17 protein-coding genes are annotated in these 19,912 nt (G+C 65.0%); 9 read left to right on the top strand and 8 right to left on the bottom strand.

From position 1 onward, the window contains the following. Positions 1–67: 67 nt before the first annotated feature. Positions 68–2,362, top strand: coding sequence for a molybdopterin-containing oxidoreductase family protein (locus tag AB4Z42_RS07285; RefSeq protein ID WP_442008455.1), 2,295 nt, complete (start codon positions 68–70; stop codon positions 2,360–2,362). 47 nt (positions 2,363–2,409) lie between these two features. On the opposite strand, the gene AB4Z42_RS07280 is transcribed toward AB4Z42_RS07285, so the two are convergent. After that, on the bottom strand, positions 2,410–3,621 hold the full coding sequence (locus tag AB4Z42_RS07280) for a CaiB/BaiF CoA transferase family protein (protein ID WP_442008871.1): 1,212 nt from the start codon (positions 3,619–3,621) through the stop codon (positions 2,410–2,412). A 180-nt stretch (positions 3,622–3,801) separates the two neighbouring features. On the opposite strand from AB4Z42_RS07280, the gene AB4Z42_RS07275 reads away from it, so the two are divergent. After that, complete coding sequence (locus AB4Z42_RS07275) at positions 3,802–5,265, top strand: aldehyde dehydrogenase family protein (protein WP_442008870.1); 1,464 nt, start codon at positions 3,802–3,804, stop codon at positions 5,263–5,265. Between the two features lie 3 nt (positions 5,266–5,268). Here the strand turns inward: AB4Z42_RS07275 and AB4Z42_RS07270 are convergent, their stop codons facing one another. The 3 genes from AB4Z42_RS07270 to AB4Z42_RS07260 form a co-directional block, all read right to left on the bottom strand. Continuing rightward, positions 5,269–5,910 carry a TetR/AcrR family transcriptional regulator gene (locus tag AB4Z42_RS07270; RefSeq protein WP_442008454.1) on the bottom strand — a complete coding sequence of 214 codons (642 nt, stop codon included), beginning with the start codon at positions 5,908–5,910 and terminating at the stop codon, positions 5,269–5,271. A 3-nt stretch (positions 5,911–5,913) separates the two neighbouring features. Then, on the bottom strand, positions 5,914–7,122 hold the full coding sequence (locus AB4Z42_RS07265; protein WP_442008453.1) for a cytochrome P450: 1,209 nt from the start codon (positions 7,120–7,122) through the stop codon (positions 5,914–5,916). Positions 7,123–7,186: 64 nt separating this feature from the next. Next, complete coding sequence (locus AB4Z42_RS07260) at positions 7,187–7,963, bottom strand: coniferyl-alcohol dehydrogenase (RefSeq protein WP_442008452.1); 777 nt, start codon at positions 7,961–7,963, stop codon at positions 7,187–7,189. A 117-nt stretch (positions 7,964–8,080) separates the two neighbouring features. Here AB4Z42_RS07260 and AB4Z42_RS07255 point away from each other — a divergent pair, with 117 nt between their 5' ends. Continuing rightward, positions 8,081–9,529 (top strand): coniferyl aldehyde dehydrogenase, encoded by a 1,449-nt coding sequence (locus AB4Z42_RS07255; protein ID WP_442008451.1) that lies wholly within the window; start codon positions 8,081–8,083, stop codon positions 9,527–9,529. Between the two features lie 18 nt (positions 9,530–9,547). Here the strand turns inward: AB4Z42_RS07255 and AB4Z42_RS07250 are convergent, their stop codons facing one another. Genes AB4Z42_RS07250 through AB4Z42_RS07235 form a run of 4 tightly spaced genes read right to left on the bottom strand, consistent with a single transcriptional unit; the run spans position 9,548 to position 13,462 of the window. Beyond that, positions 9,548–11,206, bottom strand: coding sequence for an acyl-CoA synthetase (locus tag AB4Z42_RS07250; RefSeq protein ID WP_442008450.1), 1,659 nt, complete (start codon positions 11,204–11,206; stop codon positions 9,548–9,550). An 8-nt stretch (positions 11,207–11,214) separates the two neighbouring features. Further along, complete coding sequence (locus AB4Z42_RS07245) at positions 11,215–11,841, bottom strand: PaaI family thioesterase (RefSeq protein ID WP_442008449.1); 627 nt, start codon at positions 11,839–11,841, stop codon at positions 11,215–11,217. After that, positions 11,838–12,467 (bottom strand): cysteine hydrolase, encoded by a 630-nt coding sequence (locus AB4Z42_RS07240; protein ID WP_442008448.1) that lies wholly within the window; start codon positions 12,465–12,467, stop codon positions 11,838–11,840. The genes AB4Z42_RS07245 and AB4Z42_RS07240 overlap by 4 nt, the downstream gene beginning before the upstream one ends. After that, positions 12,464–13,462: an aromatic ring-hydroxylating oxygenase subunit alpha gene (locus AB4Z42_RS07235; RefSeq protein WP_442008447.1), complete on the bottom strand. Its 999-nt coding sequence runs from the start codon at positions 13,460–13,462 to the stop codon at positions 12,464–12,466. The genes AB4Z42_RS07240 and AB4Z42_RS07235 overlap by 4 nt, the downstream gene beginning before the upstream one ends. A 178-nt stretch (positions 13,463–13,640) precedes the next feature. Here AB4Z42_RS07235 and AB4Z42_RS07230 point away from each other — a divergent pair, with 178 nt between their 5' ends. From AB4Z42_RS07230 to AB4Z42_RS07205, 6 genes are all read left to right on the top strand, one after another. Next, positions 13,641–14,573 carry an acyl-ACP desaturase gene (locus tag AB4Z42_RS07230; RefSeq protein ID WP_442008446.1) on the top strand — a complete coding sequence of 311 codons (933 nt, stop codon included), beginning with the start codon at positions 13,641–13,643 and terminating at the stop codon, positions 14,571–14,573. Between the two features lie 98 nt (positions 14,574–14,671). Beyond that, the gene (locus tag AB4Z42_RS07225) at positions 14,672–16,297 is read left to right on the top strand and encodes a flavin-containing monooxygenase (RefSeq protein WP_442008445.1); all 1,626 of its coding nucleotides are present in this window, start codon (positions 14,672–14,674) and stop codon (positions 16,295–16,297) included. Next, complete coding sequence (locus AB4Z42_RS07220) at positions 16,294–17,421, top strand: alpha/beta hydrolase (RefSeq protein ID WP_442008444.1); 1,128 nt, start codon at positions 16,294–16,296, stop codon at positions 17,419–17,421. The genes AB4Z42_RS07225 and AB4Z42_RS07220 overlap by 4 nt, the downstream gene beginning before the upstream one ends. After that, positions 17,418–18,470 (top strand): phosphotransferase, encoded by a 1,053-nt coding sequence (locus AB4Z42_RS07215; protein WP_442008443.1) that lies wholly within the window; start codon positions 17,418–17,420, stop codon positions 18,468–18,470. Before AB4Z42_RS07220 ends, AB4Z42_RS07215 begins: the two co-directional genes overlap by 4 nt. Further along, entirely contained in the window at positions 18,467–18,841 is a 375-nt protein-coding gene (locus tag AB4Z42_RS07210; protein ID WP_442008442.1) for a nuclear transport factor 2 family protein, read from the top strand. Before AB4Z42_RS07215 ends, AB4Z42_RS07210 begins: the two co-directional genes overlap by 4 nt. Continuing rightward, a complete protein-coding gene (locus tag AB4Z42_RS07205) occupies positions 18,838–19,881 on the top strand; it encodes a TIGR03857 family LLM class F420-dependent oxidoreductase (protein ID WP_442008441.1) in 1,044 nt (347 codons plus the stop codon). Before AB4Z42_RS07210 ends, AB4Z42_RS07205 begins: the two co-directional genes overlap by 4 nt. The last annotated feature ends 31 nt before the right edge of the window (positions 19,882–19,912 follow it).

The following is a 19,912-nucleotide window of genomic DNA, read 5'->3' as shown; positions in this document are numbered from 1 at the left end:
GTGCGAAGCCTCCCTAGTCGGGCGATCAGCCTATCCCAACTGTAACTATTACAGTATCGTAGTCGGCGTGGCACCGGTGATTGAGCACAAGCCCACGTTCTGTCGGATATGTGAGCCGCTGTGCGGCATGATCGCGACCGTCGAGGACGGCCGCCTCGTCGCTTTGCGCCCCGACAAGGAACATCCGCTGTCGGCAGGTTTTGCGTGCCAGAAGGGCATCGCCTTCACCGAGGTGCAGAACGACCCGGACCGCGTGACGACACCGCTGCGGCGCCGGCGGGCTGGGCCCACGCCCGAAGGGCAGGGGAGAGCGGAGCGACCCGGGGATGAAGGGGGGCGGAACGGATTCGAGCCGGTCACCTGGGACGAGGCGATGTCCGATATCGCGGCGCGGCTGTCTGAGGTGCTGCGCCGGCACGGTTCCGGTGGTGTCGGCTGGTACATGGGCAATCCCGGCGCGTTCAGTTACGCGCACACCTTCGCGGCACTGCTCTTCATCAAGGGTCTGGGACGGCATGGGCACTACTTCACCGCCTCGTCGCAGGACACCAACAGCAGGTTGATCGCCAGCCAATTGCTCTACGGCGTGCCGACGTCGGTCCCGATTCCCGATCTGACGCGTACCGACCTGCTGGTGATGATGGGCGCCAACCCGGTCGTCTCGCACGGCAGTTTCCTGACGGCGCCCCGCATCAAGGACCGCATGCACGACATCGTCAAGCGCGGCGGGCGCGTGGTGGTCGTCGATCCCCGCCGGACCGAAACCGCCGTCGCGTTCGAATGGCTCGGCATCGTTCCCGACTCGGATTCCTACCTGCTGCTCTCGCTGCTGCAGGTGATGTTCTCCGAGAACCTTGTCGATTTCGCCCGGGTGAAGCGGGATGCCGACAGCGTGGATTGGCTGCGAGCACTGAGCCAACCGTTCACGCCGGAGGCGACGGCCGACAACACCGGCATCGACCCCGCCAGCGTCAAGGCGCTCGCGCGCGACCTCGTGCGAACGCCACGCGCCGCCGTCTACGGAAGGCTGGGAACCTGTGTCGGCCGTTACGGCACGCTCACCACGTATCTCATCGACGCGGTCAATCTGATCGCGGGAAACCTCGATGTCCCGGGCGGTTCGGTCTTCAGTTCGATGGAAACCGTTGGACAGCGATGGCAGAACGTCATGATGGGCGCCGTGATGCGGCGGTCGAGGCGGCGGAAACGATCGCGTGTCAGCGGGATCCGCAGTGCGATCGGCTCCGAGCCGGCTGCCCTGATCGCCAAGGAGATCACCACCCCCGGTGATGGCCAGATCAAGGCGATGTTCGTATCGGCGGGCAACCCCGTGTTATCAGTGCCGAACGGCGATGAACTCGAGGCGGCGTTCGAAACCCTTGAACTGTCGGTGGCGCTCGATTTCTATGTCACCGAGACGACCGCTCGATGCGACTACATCCTGCCCGTCACGACGATGTACGAGCGCGATGACTTCCCCTATACCTTCCAGGCTTTTCAGGCGACGCCGTTCCGTCAGGCCACCGAAGCGGTCGTCGCGCCGGCGGGCGAGTCGCGCAGCGAATGGGACATCGTCGACGATCTCGCGCGCCGACTCGGACGGCGGGTACCGGCATTCGCGGCCTTCAGCGTTGCGCGAAAGACGTTGAGCGCCTTCGGGACCGCCCTCACACCGCGCCTCATGATGGATGCATTGATCCGGATGTCGCAGGGCGGTGACCGTTTCGGTCTTCGCCGTGGCGGGCTGTCGCTGCGCGGTTTGACCGAAGAGCATCCGCACGGCGTCGTGCTGGCACCGCACATCCGGACCGGGGTGCTGCGTGACGCCGTCGGCTATCTGTCTCGACGTGTCCGGCTGGTCCATTCCGATATCGCCGACGAGGTCGCCAAGCTGTCACACAGTGGGCATCTGGAGGGGTATCCGTTGCGGATGATCGGCATGCGGGAGCCGCGCTCGGAGAACTCGTGGATGCACAACTCACCGTTGTTGATGCGCGGCGAGCGTCGTCACCACGCGCTGATGCACGTCGACGACGCCGCTCAGCTGCAGATCGCCGACGGCGACGTCGTGCAGATCAGCTCGCCCTACGGCCAGATCACCGTTCCGGTCACCTCGACGAAGGACCTCATGGCCGGTGTCGTCGCCATTCCGCACGGCTGGGGTCACAAGGGCACGGGCGGCTGGCAGCTGGCCAACCGCGCGGGCGGGGCGAATGTCAACCGCCTGACGTCGAGTGAGCCCGGCGATGTCGAGTCGATGTCCGGAATGGCCTGGCTGACTGGCGTTCCCATCCGCGTCGAGCGGATTGACTTCCCCAGCTTGCGCGTGGGCCCAGCGTGCACGCCGCAGAACGTCGAGTAAGTACGGCCTGAGCGCTGGGCCCACGCGCAGCTGGGGAAGTCAACGACTCAGGCGATGGCGCCCGAGTCCTTGAGCGCCTCGATACGGTCCCAGTCCATCCCGAGTTCCATCAGCACGATCTCGGTATGCTCGGACGCCTGCGGTGCCCTCGTCGTCTCCAGCGGTTCGTGGTTGAACTGCACCGGCCCGCGTACGACCTTGAACGGTGCTCCGCCGTCGCTGGCCTCGACTTCCACGATCATGTCGTTGGCGATCGCCTGCTCGTCGGAGGCCAGGTCGATGAGGCTCTGGAACGGCGCCCACTGGCCTCTCATCGTCTTGAGGTGCTGGCGCCAGTAGTCGAAGGGCTTGCTCCTAATGGCTTCGGCGATGAGTTCCACACCGGCCTCGGCATTCTGGATCAGCGGCATGACATCGCAGAACCGTGGATCGTCGGCGAGTTCGGGCAGTCCCAGATGTTCGAAGACGTCCCGGATGTATCCGGTCGGGCTGACGATGCACAGATTGATCGTGCCGCCGTCCGACGTCAGATAGTTGGCCATGAACGGGTTGACCGACGCGGTGGTACCCGGCATCAGCGAGCGCATCGTCTCACCGGTCTCCATGCCTTGAGTCACGCTGGCCCCCGCGGCCCACCACGCGGTGCTCAGCAGCGAGACGTCGAGTTCGACCGCTTCGCCCGTGCGTTCCCGGTGGAACAACGCCGCAGAGATCCCGCCCGCGATGTTCATGCCGCCGATCGAATCGCCGAACGCGGGAATGCCCTGCGGCAGCGCCCCGCCGATCTCCTCGGGTGTCAGGGCATGGCCCACACCGCTGCGCGTCCAGAACGCGGTGCCGTCGAATCCGCCGGTGTCGCGTTCGATGCCCTTGTCCCCGTAGGCGCTTCCGCGCGCGTAGATGATGTTCGGGTTGGCCGCCCGGATGTGTTCGATATCGAACTTGTTCTTCTGCCGCTGGGCGGGCATGTAGTTGGTCAGGAACACGTCGGCGGTCTTGGCGATCTCGTACAGGACCTCTTGGCCGCCGGGGGTGGACACGTCGATGCCGACGCTGCGCTTGCCGCGGTTGGGGTGCTCGATCAGCGGATGCCGCTCCGGGTCGAGCTGGAAGCCGCCCATGTTGATGAAGCCGCGCTGGGTATCGCCGCGAATGGGATGCTCCACCTTGATGACGTCGGCGCCCCAATCGGCGAGTATCGCGCCTGCCGCCGGGACGAACGTGAACTGTGCAACCTCGAGGACGCGAACGCCGTCCATCACCTTGATCAAGTCGACTTCTCCGTTGTTGTATTCGCCTACTGTAATAGTTACAGTTGAGCGTCCAGCATTGTTCTGATTGTACGAGGTAAATGGGTGAGTTCCACCGAAGTTCCAGTAGAGCAGTCGGAAACCAGCGTCGATTTCGGTAGGCGGGCGGCGACGCGCGCAGAATCCCGCATGCTCATTGACGGTCACCTCGTGGACTCGGCCTCCGGCGAGACCTTCGACAACGTGAGCCCGGCGACCGGTCTGCTGTTGGGCGCCACAGCCGCCGCCGACCCCAGGGATATGAGTCGCGCCATCGCGGCGGCCCGGCGCGCATTCGACGAAGCCGACTGGGCGACCAACGGCGCCCTGCGAAAGCGATGCCTGGCACAACTGCAATCGGCCATCGAGAACGAGAAGGACGACCTCCGCGAAGAACTGATCGCCGAGGTCGGCTGTCCCGCGATGACAACGCAGTCCGCACAGCTGGACTGGCCGCTCGCTGAAGCGCTGCGCTTCCCGGCGGGTCTGATCGACGACTTCGAGTGGGAGCGCACACTCGACGGCGGTGGGCTGTTCGGCGAGCGCAACGTGCGCACCGTCGTGAAAGAATCGGTCGGCGCCGTCGCAGCGATCACGCCGTCGAACTTCCCGATCGAGGTCATCCTCAACAAGCTCGGACCCGCGCTGGCCGCAGGCAATACGGTTGTGCTGAAGCCCGATCCGCATACACCGTGGAACGCGACCCGGCTGGGCAGGCTCGTCGCCGAGCACACCGATATTCCCGCGGGCGTGCTGAACGTGGTCACCACTCCGTCGAACGACGTCGCTTCGATCCTGGCCACCGATCCCCGCGTCGACATGATCTCGTTCACGGGGTCGACAGCCGTAGGCAAGCTGCTGATGCGTCAGGGCGCCGACACCATGAAGCGGATGTTCCTCGAACTCGGCGGCAAATCCGTGGCCATCGTGCTCGACGACGCCAATCCCGCCGCGATCCTGGGCGCCGCGATCGGAGTGTGCGTCCACGCCGGACAGGCGTGCGCGGCCACCACCCGCATGCTCGTGCATCGGTCGCTGTACGACGAGGCCGTCGCCGCCGTCACCGCCGCGTACCAGGGCGTGCCGGTCGGCGATCCGGTTCTGCCGGAAACCCTTGTCGGGCCGGTGATCAGCGCCGCGCAGAAGGAGCGCGTACTCACGGCTGTGGAGCGGGCGCGAGGCGACGGCGCCGAGATCACCACCGGGGGAGGCGTGGTCGAAGCGTTGCCCGAGCATCTTGCGGGCGGGCATTATGTGCAACCCACGGTGATCGTCGGGGTCGACAACCGCGCGGCGATCGCTCAGGAAGAAGTCTTCGGCCCTGTGCTCATCGTGATGCCGTTCGACGACGACGATCACGCCATCCGCATCGCCAATGACAGTGCGTACGGCCTTGCAGGCGCCGTCATCTCGCGGTCGATGGAGCGAGGCATGAACATCGCCCGGCGTATCCGCACGGGATCCTTCGGGGTCAACGGCGGAATGTTCTACGGCGCCGACGCGCCATTCGGCGGCTATAAGAACAGCGGCGTGGGCCGGCAGTGCGGAATCGAGGGCTTCGCGCAATACCTCGAGACGAAGACCATCGGATACCGGGTGCCCCGGCAGAAATGAGCGTTAGGACGCGTCGATGAGCGTCTGTGCGTGGTCGAGGATGCTCTCGAGGATGTAGTCGAAGTCGATGTCGTCGGCGAACCCGACGTAGCGCTTACCGTTTGAGCGCTGGGCGGGAAAGCCCTCGGTCTTCTGCTGGATGCGCTCCAGCACCGCCGACCCCCGGGTATGCACCGAGATCGCCCCGTACGTGGCGGCGGCCTGCGGGCGGTCGAGGCCCGCCTCGATCAGCGCCGAGATCGGCTGCTCGATCTTCTGCAGCGCTCCGCGCACCGCGCCGCCGCCGAACTGACCGCGTATGAGGACGAGATCGCACAGGATGGGATTGTCCCGGAAGTGGCCGCGCATCGTCTGCGCGTGATCGCGAAGGGAGTCACGCCAATTGGATGCGTCGATGGTGGGCACGGTGAACTCGAACTGCTCCAGCGCGCGATCGGTCATCGCATCGAGAAGGTCGTCCTTGCGACGGAAGTACCAGTAGATGCTCGTGACTCCGACGTCGAGATGCTTGGCCAGCACCGGCATGCTGAGGTTGTCGATCGACACCTGCGTGGCGACGTCGAAGGCACCCGCGAGGATCTCGTCGGCGCTGATGGAACCGCGGTCCCGCCGCTTACGCGTGTCGGTCTTCGCGTTGGCGCCCACAGCTCAGCCGGCTGCGGCGAACGTCACGGGAATGGCCGTCGGGGAGCGGAAGGGCTGTCCGTGAATGTAGGGGTTGTCGTCGGTGACAAGCTGGATGTCGGTCAGACGGTCAAGCAGGCATTCGAGCGCCACACGTGTTTCCATTCGCGCCAGGTGCAGCCCCATGCAGGTGTGCTCGCCTGCGGCAAAAGATATGTGCGGCACGCGTTTGCGGTGGATGTCGAACTCTTCTGAGCGTTCCCAGCGCTGCGCGTCGCGGTTGGCCGATCCGATGCACACGTCGATGACCGCGCCCCGCGGAAGGGTGACACCCTCGAGTTCGGTCTCCTCGGTGGCGTAGCGCTGCACCGTCGTCAGCGGCGTCTCATACCGCAGTCCTTCTTCGATCGCGGGTCCGATGAGGTCGCGGTCCGTCTGTACCGCGTGGAACTGTCCGGGGTGAGTGAGCAGAAGGAACAGCAGGTTCCCCGATGAGCGGTAGGTGGTCTCCAACCCGGCAGGCAGCAGCAGTCGCAGGAAGGAGTAGATAGCTTCGTCGGTCAGCTTCTCGCCGTCGATCTCGGCGCTCACCAGATCGCCGATGATGTCCTCGGTCGGCTTACTCCTGCGCTGCTCGATCTGTTGCAGGAAATAGTCTTTCAGCTCCGCAGACGCCTCGAACGCGCGCTTCCACTTCACGGTGTAGCTGATCAGCTCCACGGCGCGCTTGCGGAACCACGGGAGGTCTTCTTCGGGAAGGCCCAGCAGCTTCGAAATCACCCGGGTGGGAAACTCGAGCGTGAATTGCTTGACCAGATCGGCGTGCCCGACATCGATGAACTCGTCGATCAGCCCGTTGACGACCGGCCGGACGATCTCGGGTTCCCACCTTGCCAGCGATCTCGTCTTGAAGGCGGCGGAGACGAGATTGCGGTGCTCCCAGTGCTTCTTGCCTTCCATCGCCAGGATTGTCGGACCGATGAACAGGCCGATGGTGCTGTCGTAGATATGAGAGTTGAACACCTTGCTTTCCCGGAACACCCGGTTCACCGCGTCGAAAGACACCGCGGCGTAGAGGTGTTCGGGGAGCATGGACTCGGGTGTCTTTGACCAGTCCATGACGCTGCCCTTGAAGACGCCGAACTGCTGCCGCCTCCGCGCGAACAAAGGGTAGGGGTCACGAACGAGGTCAGCCGCCTCCTCGACCGTGACGTTGTGCACTGTGCTCTCCACAATTGCTCCAGCATCTCCGGGTCCGGGTGGGTCCTGCGAACGGTACTGTAAATCTTACAGTAGACTATAACAGCTGGACAGGGGGTCCAGCCGTCATCGAGGTGACGAAGCCCGCATCGACGTGAATGTCCTGGCCGGTGATCCAGCGGGCTTCCGGGGAGCCGAGGAACGCGATCACGGGAACGACGTCGTCGACGCTGGCGTGGCGACCCACCGTGGCGCGACACATGTCGAGGATCTCCTTACCCATCGTCTGCTCGAAGTCGGAGAGGATCGGTGTCTCGACGGGGCCCGGACTGACGGTGTTGATCCGGACTCCATATTTGGCCCATGCGGGCCCGGCAAGTCGCTTGGCGTAGAGGATCGCCGCCTGCTTGGACGTCGTGTACACCGGAAACGCCGGATCCTGGCCTTCTTGCCATCGTGCGACGGCCTCGCTGTCGGTGAGTTCGAGCAGTTCGGTCAGGATGTCGATCCGCTGATCCCAGCCGAGCGCGGCCGTCGAAGCGACCGTGACGATCGATCCGCCCTCAGACAGCAGCGGCAGCATGCCTTCGGCCATCAGCCGCATGCCGAGATAGTTGACGTTCAAGACGTCTGCGGCAGGTGCGGTGCCGGGGATCCCGGCGACATGGGCGAGCATGTCCCAGCCGGAGCCGATATCGGCGAGGAGCGCGCTGATGTTTTCGGCGTCGCGAAGATCGCACTGCCGGTACTCGGAGGCCGACGTCTGCTGTTCGCGGATGTCGACCGCAAGCACGTGGTCGCCCAGGCGATGAAAGTGTTTCGCAACGGCGGCACCGATACCCGATCCCGCACCGACGACAACGATTCTGCTCATCTGCACCCAATTCTTTCGACCCAGCGCACTGCCGTCGTAACATCGAATGGCCGACAGTAAGCTCGACAGTAAACAATTCTGGTGGCCCAGACAATCACCTCTCCGAACGGTGGTGCGATGAACACGAGCATGGCCGACGTCTTGGACCGCCAACGACAGGCGTTCATGGCCGACGGTCCAGTGAGCGTTGCCGTGCGGCGTCATCGCATCGACCGACTGCTGGCGCTGGTGCTGGAGAATGCCGACGCATTCGTCGACGCCATGGCAGCGGATTTCGGTACCCGGCCCCGGGCGGGGACGCTGTTCACCGAGGTCCTGGGCATGATCTCGGTGATCGAGCACACCAGATCACATGTGCCGCAATGGATGCGCGCGACACGGCTCATGCGCGCCGGACGGCTTTTCGGGCTGCGGGCAGAGGTGCAGCCGTCGCCACTGGGTGTCGTCGGAATCATCGGACCGTGGAACTTTCCGCTCAATCTCGTGGTGCTGCCCGCGTCGGCGGCATTCGCCGCAGGCAACCGTGTGATGATCAAGATGTCGGAGGTGACGCCGCGGACGGCTGACCTGATGGCGGTGACCGCACCGAACTATTTCGACCCGGCCGAGCTGAGCGTGGTCACCGGTGGGGCCGACGTCGCCGGCGCCTTTTCGGCGCTGCCCTTCGATCACCTGTTTTTCACGGGTTCGCCGTCCGTCGGCGCACTCGTGCAGCGCGCCGCAGCCGACAATCTCGTACCGGTGACGTTGGAGCTGGGCGGCAAGAACCCGGTCGTGGTGTCGCGCGATGCGGATCTCACCCGCGCGGCGACGCGAATCACGCAGGGACGCATGATCAACGGCGGGCAGGTCTGCGTATGCCCGGATTACGTCTTCGTGCCGGAGGACAGGATGGAGGCGTTCGTCGGCGTCGCGCGGGCGACATTGCGTGGCATGTTCCGATCGATCGTCGACAACGACGACTACTGCTCCTCGGTGAACGAGGCGAACTTCGACAGGGTCGTCGGCCTCATCGATGATGCGCGTGACAACGGCGCCACCGTCGAAAGTGTCGTCCCGCACGGTGAGTCGCTGCCCGACCGCGGATCCCGCAAGGTCGCACCCACCATCGTGTGCGATGTCGACGACCGGATGCGCATCGCCAACGAGGAGATTTTCGGTCCCGTGCTTGTCGTGCGGCCGTATTCGGAGGTGGCCGACGCCATCGACTACATCAACCGGCGGCCCGCACCGCTCGTCGCGTACTGGTACGGCCCCGACGACGATGACTTCCGCCATTTCGTGCGCAATACCCGCAGTGGCGGTGTCGCCCGCAATGACTTTGCCGCGCAGATGATTCCGTCGGCCGCGCCGTTCGGCGGCGTCGGCCGCAGCGGGACGGGCGCCTACCATGGCAAGGCCGGGTTCGACGCCTTCAGTCACTACCGCACGGTGGTGGGCACCGATCTGCCGTTCACCATCACGGGCCGGGCCGCTCCGCCGTACAGCGGGTCGATGCAGGCGGGATCACGCTTCGCACTGCGGATGGCGCGCAACCGCACACGTCGTCGGCTGCGGCGCGGATGATTCGCTCGCAAGCGTCGCTCAAGCGCTCCCGCTGATCGCCTGCTCACGTGCCCAGCGGTAGTCAGCCTTCCCCGCGGGGCTCCGTTCGATGACGGGCCGGAACACCACTGCCTTGGGCAGTTTGTACCGCGCGATGGAGTTCGATGCGTGGTCGATCAGCTCCTGGGCGTCCGCATTCGCACCGTCCACGAGCGCCACGATGGCGACGACCTCCTGGCCCCACCGCTCGCTCGGTCGACCGGAGACCACGACATCGGCCACCGCAGGATGGGACAGAAGCGCGGTCTCGACCTCTTCGACGAAGATCTTCTCCCCGCCCGAGTTGACGGTCTGAGACTCGCGGCCGAGCAGTTCGATTCCGCCGTCGGCGAGGTGGCGTGCACGGTCGCCCGGTATGGAGAATCGCACGCCGTCGATCACCGGAAATGTCTTGGCCGTCTTGGCTTCATCGCCCTTGTAGCCCAGCGGCACAAACCCACGCTGTGCCAGCCAGCCGATTCCGTCGTGACCCGGCTCGAGAATTGAATCGAGCTCCTCGGACGCCACGAAGGTGTCCGGTCCCGCGCTGAACTTGCCGGTCGACACTGCACCCGGAGCAGACATGTGACTCATCTGGATCCCGGTCTCCGATGAACCGACACCATCCATGACGATCAGGCCCGGCTTGACGTCGATCAGGCGTTGTTTTGCGGTCGGAGTCAGCAGCGCGCCGCCGTTGGCCACCACGGCCATCGAGGACAGATCCGCCGAGGAACGTTCCAGGGCGTCGGCCAGCGGCCGTGCCATCGCGTCGCCGACCACCTGCACCGCCAGCACCTTTTCCTGCTCGACGAGTCGCACGACCTCGTCGGCGTCGAATCGACTCGGGTTCGTGGCGAACACGATCGTCTGTCCGGTGGTGAGCGCGGTCATCACGCTCCACTGCGCGGCGCCGTGCATCAGCGGCGGCAGGGTGAAGATCTTCGTGCCCGGGTTCTCTTGGACGCGCTTGGCGATCTCGTCATAGGACTGGGTGAGTTCGCCCGTGGCCATGTTCCGGCCACCGAACGAGGTCATGAAGATGTCGTGCTGGCGCCACAGCACGCCCTTGGGCATGCCGGTTGTGCCTCCGGTGTAGAGGACATAGAGATCGTCGGGGGATGGCTGCACCGGCGGCGGCTCGGCAGATCCCGATCCGACGATCGACTCGTAGTCGACGGCGCCGTGCACGAGGTCGTTGCCGGAGTCGTCGGCGATCTGGATGAGGACACGCAGTCGCGGAAGCGCCCGCTTGACGTCGGCGACCCGCGGCGCGAAGGTCGCGTGGTAGATCAGCGCGGTCGCACCGGAATCGTTGAGCAGGTACTGAAGCTCGTTCTTCACGTAGCGGTAGTTGACGTTGAACGGCGCGACCCTGGCTCGCCACGAACCGAGCATCGACTCGACGTACTCAGGGCCGTTGTAGGCGTAGATGCCCAGCAGATCCTGGCCGACCTCGTGCCCGGGAAGCTCTGAACGTTCGGTCTTGACGCCCAATCCACGAGAGTGCAGGTATCTCGCGAGCCGGTTGGACCGTTCCACGACCTGCGCGTAGGTGTACCGGCGATTGCCCTGAACGATGAATTCACGGTCGCCGATCACCGCAGCGACGGCGTCGGCGGTGGCCGGGACGGTGAACTGCGATGCGGAGTCGGACATCGTGCCTCTCATGGCTGGTGGGGAAGCAGGCGGATCATCAGGCCGTTGGCTTCGCTGAGAACGTTGCCGTCAGAGTCTGTCATCGTCGCGGTGACGAAGGCTTTCCGCCCATCAATCGAATCTATCCGACCGTGAGACACAAGTGGTTGGTCTATCGGCGTGATCTTGCGGTAGTCGACGTGCAGGTATGCGGTGCGGCTGTTGGCACGGCCCGCGGCCGACACGATCATCCCGAAATGCCAGTCGAAGAACAGTGGGATGACGCCGCCGTGCACGGCGTTGTTGCCGCCGACGTGGAAGCGGCTGAAGTGGCCTTCCATGACGACGCCGTCGGACCCGAATTCGGTCATCGTCCACGGCGGCATCAAGGGGTGTCCTAGACCCGGCAGATGCGGCCCGCGCCCGGCGGGAGCGACACCCTGCGGAGCGCGATGGTCTTCCAGACGCGCGCTCAGTTCTTCGATCTGGGCCGCGGCGTCGGCCCACAGCGCTTCGCCGGGGTTGGTCGACACGACGATGTCCTGCAGGCGTCGCATTGCCGTCATGAACCGGCCCAGTTCGGGTCCGCTGTCGACGGGTTTGATCTCGGGGAAGGCTGTGCTCTGGGCGGGGCTCTGATTGTCGGTATCGGTCACTGCTGCTTCCACACCTCGAGTAGGTCGTCAGTGGTCGTGATCGTCGCGAGCAGCGACAGCATGTTGTCGATGATCGTGTTCGCGTAATCGGTGGGGATTCCTGCGATGGCGTCGCGGGGCAGCACGACGCGGTAGGCCTTGTTCACGGCGTCCATGCAGAGATTGGTGATGGCCAGGTTCACCGAGACGCCGACGGCGACGATCGTCGTCACGCCGAGGTTTCGTAGGACCGCATCGAGGTCGGTGCCACCCATGGGACCGATGCCGTGCCATCGGCGCAGCGTGAGATCGGTTGGCACCGGCCCGAATTCGGGCAGCAGCTCGGCTCCGGGGGTGCCCGGCGTGATGCCTACCTCGCCTCCTGAACCGTCGCCGATCGCGAAGATCTTGGCATTGTGGTTGCCGCCGAGTCCGTCGGGTCGGCGTTGGACGAGGCAGTGCACGACCTTCACGCCTGCTGCCCTGGCGGCCGGAAGCAGCCGTTCGATGTTCGGGAGGGCTTCCCGGCGTGCTTCCTTCGCGAGTACGGCAAGGCCGGCGTTCGGTCCGACGACGGCGCCCTGGCACTCCTGGGTGACGATCGCAGTGTGCGTGGGAGCGGCGAGTTCAGCGAGGGGGATTCTCATACCGATGCGGGGACCTCATAAAACTGTTGGGCCCACTTCCTCAGCGCCATATAGGGTTTCGCGTCGATTTTGGCCAGCGGCGGATTCTCGACGTATTCCTGATAGCGCCAGATGTCCAGGTCTTCCCACACCGTGCCCAGGAATTGCTTCTCGACTCGTTCGCGGACCTTGTCGGGTGGTACGTCGGATGTCTCGCCGTCCACCTTCGGCCACCATATCGAGTAGAACATCGTTGAGAGTCCGTCCTCGACAGGCGTGACGGCGAAGATCAGCCGGTGATTCGACGACCCCTCGAACACGCTGATCGCGCCGCCGAGGCCGAACATGTGGCTGTGGATGTGCAGCGCCATCTTGTTCGGGTCGTCGCCGCGCGCGTCCGGCCAGCCGGTGAGGAACTGCCATTGCTCGTCGACGATCCGCCACTCCAGGTTCACCGGTGTCACCGTCGCGCCGTGCACGTAGTGGAAGTGCGAGCTGTCCGGGCCGTTCTCGGCCACGATCTGTGGGTGCACAGGCTCGTTCTCGGTCCGTCGTGAAAACTCCGGGTAGGGGCGGTAATACGCCGACGGGTCGGTCTCGAACTGCGGGAACGACGTGAAGATGTCCGGCATGTCCCACTGCGGCTCTTTGCCCTGGGGTTGGTGCCATAGAAACACGCAGCCGTGCTGTTCGTTGACCGGGAACACCCGCAGCGTGAGCGCGCGATTGGGCCGATCCGGTTGGTAGGGGATGTAGCGGTTGGTGCCGTCGGGGCCCCACCGCCATCCGTGGAACGGACACTCGACGCAGTCGCCGACGACCTTGCCGCCGTGTCCGATGTGTGCGCCGAGATGCCTGCAGTGCGCGGACAGCACGTGAAGTTCGCCCGATTCGTCGCGATACGCGACGAGGTCTTCACCGAAGTACCGAAGGGGACGGGCCTCGCCCTGCGGGAATTCGGCCGACCAGCCCGCCATGAACCAGCCGGTGACTTTCCAGGTGAACGGGACTTTCACGTCGCCTCCTATGACCCAACGTCGTCAACGGAAGATCTTACGGTAGAGGTTTCGACAGCGGGAATTCGCCATGGCGGCAGTGGTCTGCCGGTCCGCTCGAAATCCCCGCCCGGCACTTGATTTCCGGCCGACCTACGGTAGCGTAGGTTACGTAGCCGTAGGTATTGGAGAGTCTCAGATGACGACATCCCAAAGTGCATTGCTCGCCGAGCTGGAGCCGGTGGTGGAGGCCAATCTCAACCGCCACCTCGACATGGCGAAGCCCTGGAATCCGCACGATTACGTTCCCTGGAGCCGCGGGCGTGACTTCGCACTGCTCGGCGGACAGGACTGGGTCCCCGAGGACTCGCCCCTCGACGATGTCGCAAAGGCGGCCATGGTCGTCAACCTGCTGACCGAGGACAACCTGCCGTCCTATCACCGCGAGATCGCGGTGCGCTTCGGGCCCGACGGTCCGTGGGGACAATGGGTCGGTCAATGGACGGCCGAAGAAGCGCGGCACAGCATTGCGTTGCGCGACTACCTCATCGTCACTCGCGGAGTCGATCCCGTGGCACTCGAGGCCGGCCGCATGGTGCACATGAAGGCCGGCTACGACTCGGGTGACAAGTCGATGCTCGAGGCGCTGGCCTATGTGTCGTTTCAGGAACTGGCGACGCGGATCAGCCACCGCAACACGGGCAAGGCGTCGGGCTGTCCCATCGCCGAACAACTCCTGACCCGAGTGGCCACCGACGAGAACCTGCACATGGTCTTCTACCGGAACCTGGTCGACGCGGCGTTCGACATGGCGCCGAACGCGACCATGGTCGCGGTTGCGCACGAGGTCATCAACTTCCAGATGCCGGGAAGCACCATGCCCGGGTTCGCCGATAACGCGCTGACGATCGCCAAGGCCGGCATCTACGACCTCCGTTCACATTTGGACGACGTCGTGCGTCCCGTGCTGCGGTTCTGGAGAGTGTTCGAACGCGACGATCTCGACGGCGATGGTGCGCGAGCGCGAGACGAACTGGCCGCCTTCCTCGACCTGGTGGAGGACAAGGCCGCGTACTTCGACCGACGTCGCGAGGAACGCCTGGCGGGAGCGGGAGCAGCTGCCGGCCGCTGATCCTCGGCCGCGCGCTTCGTGAATTCACCCCACGGCTTGGCTGAGATACTGTAATCGTTACAGTACCTCCAGCAGCCGCGAACGTGAGGTGACGCCCCGTGACCAACCCCAGTCATGCCCGCTTCGATGCGATCGTCATCGGAGCAGGATTCTCCGGCCTGTACGCGCTGCACCACTTGCGGCAACTCGGCGTGCGGACATTCGTACTCGAGGCGGCCGAGAACGTCGGTGGAACATGGCTGTTCAACCGTTACCCCGGCGCACGTTGCGACATCGAGAGCATCGAATACTCGTACAGCTTCTCCGACGAGATCCAGCAGGAGTGGGTGTGGACGGAGACCATGCCTGCGCAGCCGGAGATCGAGGCCTATCTCAACTTCGTCGCGGACAAACTCGATCTGCGCCGCGATATCCGGTTCAACACCGAGGTCGTGGCGATGGGCTTCGACGAGACGACCGCAGAGTGGACGGTGACGACGGCGGCAGGTGACTCGCTCGTCGCGCCGTTCGTGGTCGCCGCCGCGGGGATTCTCTCCGTGCCGCTCGATCCTGACTTCCCGGGGATGGACACCTTCTCCGGCGCGTCGCTGTTCACCAGCCACTGGCCGAAGGAGCCCGTCGACTTCGCCGGGAAGCGGGTCGGTGTCATCGGCACGGGTTCGACGGGGGTACAACTGATCCCGGTCGTGGCGCGCGAGGCCGAGCACCTGACGGTGTTCCAGCGCTCGCCGGCGTATACCTTGCCGTGGGTCGTGCGGCCATTCGATGAGGGCGAACTCGACGAGTTGAAGGCCAACTACGCAGAGATCCGGGCCGCGCAGCGGGCGCACATGATCGGAGCGGCGCGGCTGAGCGCCTTCTCGGTGATGTTCGAGATGATGGCCAGCCCGCCGCTGAAATCCGCATCACGTGAAGACCAACTGCGGGCGATCGAGCAGAACGGTGTCGTCGGCGCGCTCAGTTGGGGCGACGTGTTCTTCGACATCGAGGCCAACCGGATGGCCGCGAAGCTGTACGGCGAGGCGGTCGCCCACATCGTGAAGGATCCGGAGACGGCCGCGTCCCTGACGCCGACCCATCCGTTCGGGTGCAAACGTCCGATCATCGATCAGGGCTACTACGAGACGTTCAACCGCGACAACGTGACACTCGTCGATCTTCGCAAGGGGCCGATCGTCGAGATCACCGCGACGGGCATCCGCACCGAGCAGGGGCGCCATGATCTGGACGCGATCATCTACGCGACCGGTTTCGACGCGATGACCGGTGCGCTGAGCCGGATCGACGTGCGTGGCCGCGACGATATGTCGCTTGGCGACTTCTGGGCCGCCGAGGGTCCGTACACGTATCTGGGGATCGCCGTGGCGGGGTTTCCGAACCTGTTCATCGTCCAGGCGCCGGGAAGCCCTTCGGCGGCAACGAACTTCGTGACCGCACTCGAGCAGCACATCGAGTGGATCGGCGACTGCGTCACCTACCTGCGCGACAACGGCTACCGAACGATCGAGGCGCTCCCGGATGCGCAGCGCGAGTGGATCGAGCACACGACTGCACTCGTGGAGCCGACGGTTCTGGTCGATCCGTCGTGCAACTCCTGGTACAACGGGGGCAACGTTCCCGGCAAGAAACGGATGTACATGGGCTACACGGCGGGTATCCCGGAGTACCGGCGGCGGTGCGACGAGATCGCGGACGCCGGCTACGCGGGCTTCAAGCTCGCGTGAAGGCATCCGAACGCGCCCGACTCATCGGCCGCGATTTCGCCGGCGTCCTGCCGAGGGCGCATGCCGCTGTTGCGAAGTCCGGCGACTGGAAGCCGGTGTCGCAACGGGGAGCCCGCCAACTCGGCGAGGTGGTGCTCGACGAACTCGCCCTTTCCGGCATGACGTTGACCGCTCCGCCGCCGAAACTCGAACGGACCGTCGACGCCTGCGCTGTGGCGGCGAACGAATTGGCCGGGCTCAGCGTGGCAGAGGCGAACGCAGAGCCAGAACCGTTGCAGATCAAGTCCGTTCGACGACGCCGGATCGGGCGGCTGTCCTACGAGCAGTTGAGATTCGATCACCATCCGCAGCTACCGTCGTCGCTGGCGGCCGAGGGCTTGGGCGGTTCCGCCACGGCCGTCGTGCATCTTTGCCGCACGGGTGACGACCAGCGTCCCTGGCTGGTCTGGGTGCATGGTGCGGGCCAAGGCCAACCGATCGACCTGTTGTTTTCGCGGGCCCGTCGGATTCAGGACGAACTGGGCTTCAACATCGCACTACCGGTACAACCCGGCCACGGTGCCCGCCGCGACGCATGGCCGGCCTATCCCGACATGGATCCGCTGAGCAACGTCGCGGGCATGATGCGGGTGGTGTCCGAGGTTCGCGCGGTGGTCCGATGGTTGCGGCCACAGGCCAGTGCGATCGCGGTGTCGGGAGTGTCCATGGGAAGCCCGGTCGCCGCGCTGGTAGCGCATCTCGAGAAGGTCGACGGCGTAGCGGTTTACACGCCGATCTCCGGGCTCAACGGGATGATTGCTCAACATCTCGGCCGATGGGGGCCGTCGGTGGACGACACCATCGAGCTCTTGCAGTCCGACAACGTGGCGTCGGTGGCGTCCGTCGTCGATCATCTGGACGTCGAGCCGACTCCGCCCGCACCGAGCCGTCTGATCGTCGGCGCCTGGCATGACCGCATGGCGATGCGCGAACCCGCCCAGCTGCTGCACGACCGGTGGGGCGGCGAGTTGTACTGGCACCCGGGAAGCCACGTCGGACATCTTTTCGCCGGAGGTGTCCAGCGAGCGTCGGAGCGGTTCCTGCGCGGAGTCAGCGAGCGGGTGCGGAAAGGGGCGCAACCGTGACGTCAGCGACGACCGATGTGCCGTCGGGCATCGCAGGCATCACCCCGCAGTGGCTGACCGCCGCGCTCGGCGCCGACGTGACCGACGTCCGCGTCGAGCAGATCGCCATGGACAGCGGCTTCTCCTCGCTCTTGTTCCGGCTGCACCTGACCGGCGATGGTGTCCCGTCGACGTTGATCGCGAAGCTTCCGGCGGTGTCCGAGGCCCGTGGGGCGATGGACATGATGGGCGGATATCGGAGAGAAGTCGCCTTCTATCGAGACATCGCCGGTCGGGCGCCGATGAAGACCCCAGACGTGCACGTCGCCCGCATCGCCGACAATGGTGTCGACTTCGTGTTGCTGCTCGAGGATCTCGGCGGTTGGGACAACGCCGATCATCTGGCCGGGCTGTCTGTGGACCGGGCGCGGACGTGTCTCGAGTCCTTGGCGGGACTGCACGCGTGGTCCTGTCAAGCGGCTAACAGGAATGTGCTGCAGCAGTTTCCGAGCATGGACAATCCGATGATCCGCGAGGCTATGGTGCCGGCCTTCGGATACGGATGGCAGTTGTACCTCGAGAAGACCGGTAGCGCGGTTCCGCCGGCGCTCGCCGAGTTCTTCGAGCATTTCGCGGATCGCGCTCCGGCAGCGCTTTCCACGTTGACAGAACGCGACATGTTGATACACGGGGACATTCGAGCCGACAACCTGTTCTTCGACGGCCACGCACTCAAGGTGGTGGACTTCCAGTTCGCGGCCCGCGGGGCCGGTGTCGCAGACGTGGCGTACCTGCTGACGCAGGGGTTACCCATCGAGACGCGCGCCGGCCGAGACGAGACCCTGCTGCGTGAGTATCTGGGCCACATGGCCGATCGCGGAGTCGATTACGGATTTGACGCCGCATGGCGCGACTACCGGATCGGCGCGGTGTACCTGACGCTGATGCCCGTCGTCGCCCTGCTGACCTGGGAGGTCGTGCCGGAACGGTCGCGGCAACTCTGTCTTACGCTGACCGACCGTGCTCTGGCCGCCATCGACCAGATCGATGCACTGGAGGTGTTCGAGTGACCCGTAGCGCACGGGAAGTAGTGGAGCTGTACAACCTCGTGGTGTGGAACGAACGCAACTTCGCCCTCGCCGAGGAGTTGATGGGGGACAGTGTGATTCGCCACGATGTGGGCGAGTCGACGACGTTGTCCCACGAGCAGGCCGTGGCGCGCATCATCGATCACTGGGACATGTTCGAGACGATCCGCTTCGATCTGAACCTGGTGGTGGCGGGCGACGACGGCGAACACGTGGCGATCGTGTACCAGTCGCCGATGGAACTGAAGGACGGCACGAAGACCGACGTCGGAAGCATGGAGATCTTCCGGGTGGTCGACGGCCGGATCGTCGAAGTGTGGAATTGCGGCTACAAACAAGGGATCTGGGAATGAGTGATCGCGTTTTGACCGAGCTCGGCTATTACCTGCTGGCCGGAGCAGGCGGGGAGGGGCCGGCCGGACTGATGGACGAGGCGCGTCGCGGGGAGGAACTGGGATTCGGCACCGGATTCATCTCCGAACGCTGGAACGTCAAAGAAGCGTCGTCGCTGACCGGTGCCGCGCTGGCGGTCACCAGCCGGATGCAGATCGCCACCGCCGCAACGAATCACAACACCCGCCATCCGCTGATCACCGGGTCCTACGCGACCACCATGCATCGGCTCTCGAAGGGCCGCTTCACGCTGGGAATCGGCCGCGGTGTGGGGGCGATGTACGCGGCGTTCGGGGTGCCCGCTGTGACGACCGCGCAGATGGAGGACTTCGCGCAGGTGATGCGAAGGCTCTGGCACGGAGAGCTCGTCTTCAACCACGACGGGCCGATCGGCAAGTATCAGTTGCTGTTCCTCGATCCGGACTTCAACGAGGACATCCGGCTCGCGATCGTGGCGTTCGGTCCACAGACGCTGGCGTTGGGCGGGCGGGAGTTCGACGACGTCATCCTGCACACCTACTTCACGCCCGAGACGCTGCAGCGCGCGGTGAAGATCGTCAAGCAAGCCGCGGAGAAGGCCGGCCGCAACCCCGATGACGTGAAGGTGTGGTCCTGTTTCGCGACCGTCGGCGATCATCTGCCCGAGGACCTCCGGCTGAAGAAGACGGTGGCCCGGCTGGCGACGTATCTGCAGGGTTACGGCGAGCTCTTGGTCAACACGAACGGCTGGGATCTCTCGGTGCTGCAACGTTTCCGGGATGACGCGGTGGTGCAGTCCGTCGCGGGCGGCATCGACCACAAGGCCACCGCCGAGCAGATCGAGCACATCGCCACGCTCATTCCCGACGAGTGGCTGGAACCTTCGGCCACGGGGTCGGCGCAGCAGTGTGTGGATCGCATCCGCAAGGAATTCGACTACGGTGCCGATGCGGTGATCATGCACGGCGCCACGCCGGACGAACTCGAGCCGATCGTCGCCCAATACCGCGCCTCTGAGTGATTTCGGCGTGCTGAGTCACGCTGAGCGTGAC

Source organism: Mycobacterium sp. 2YAF39 (assembly GCF_052114565.1).
GTDB lineage: Bacteria > Actinomycetota > Actinomycetes > Mycobacteriales > Mycobacteriaceae > Mycobacterium.
This window is presented reverse-complemented; position numbering and strand designations above follow the sequence as displayed.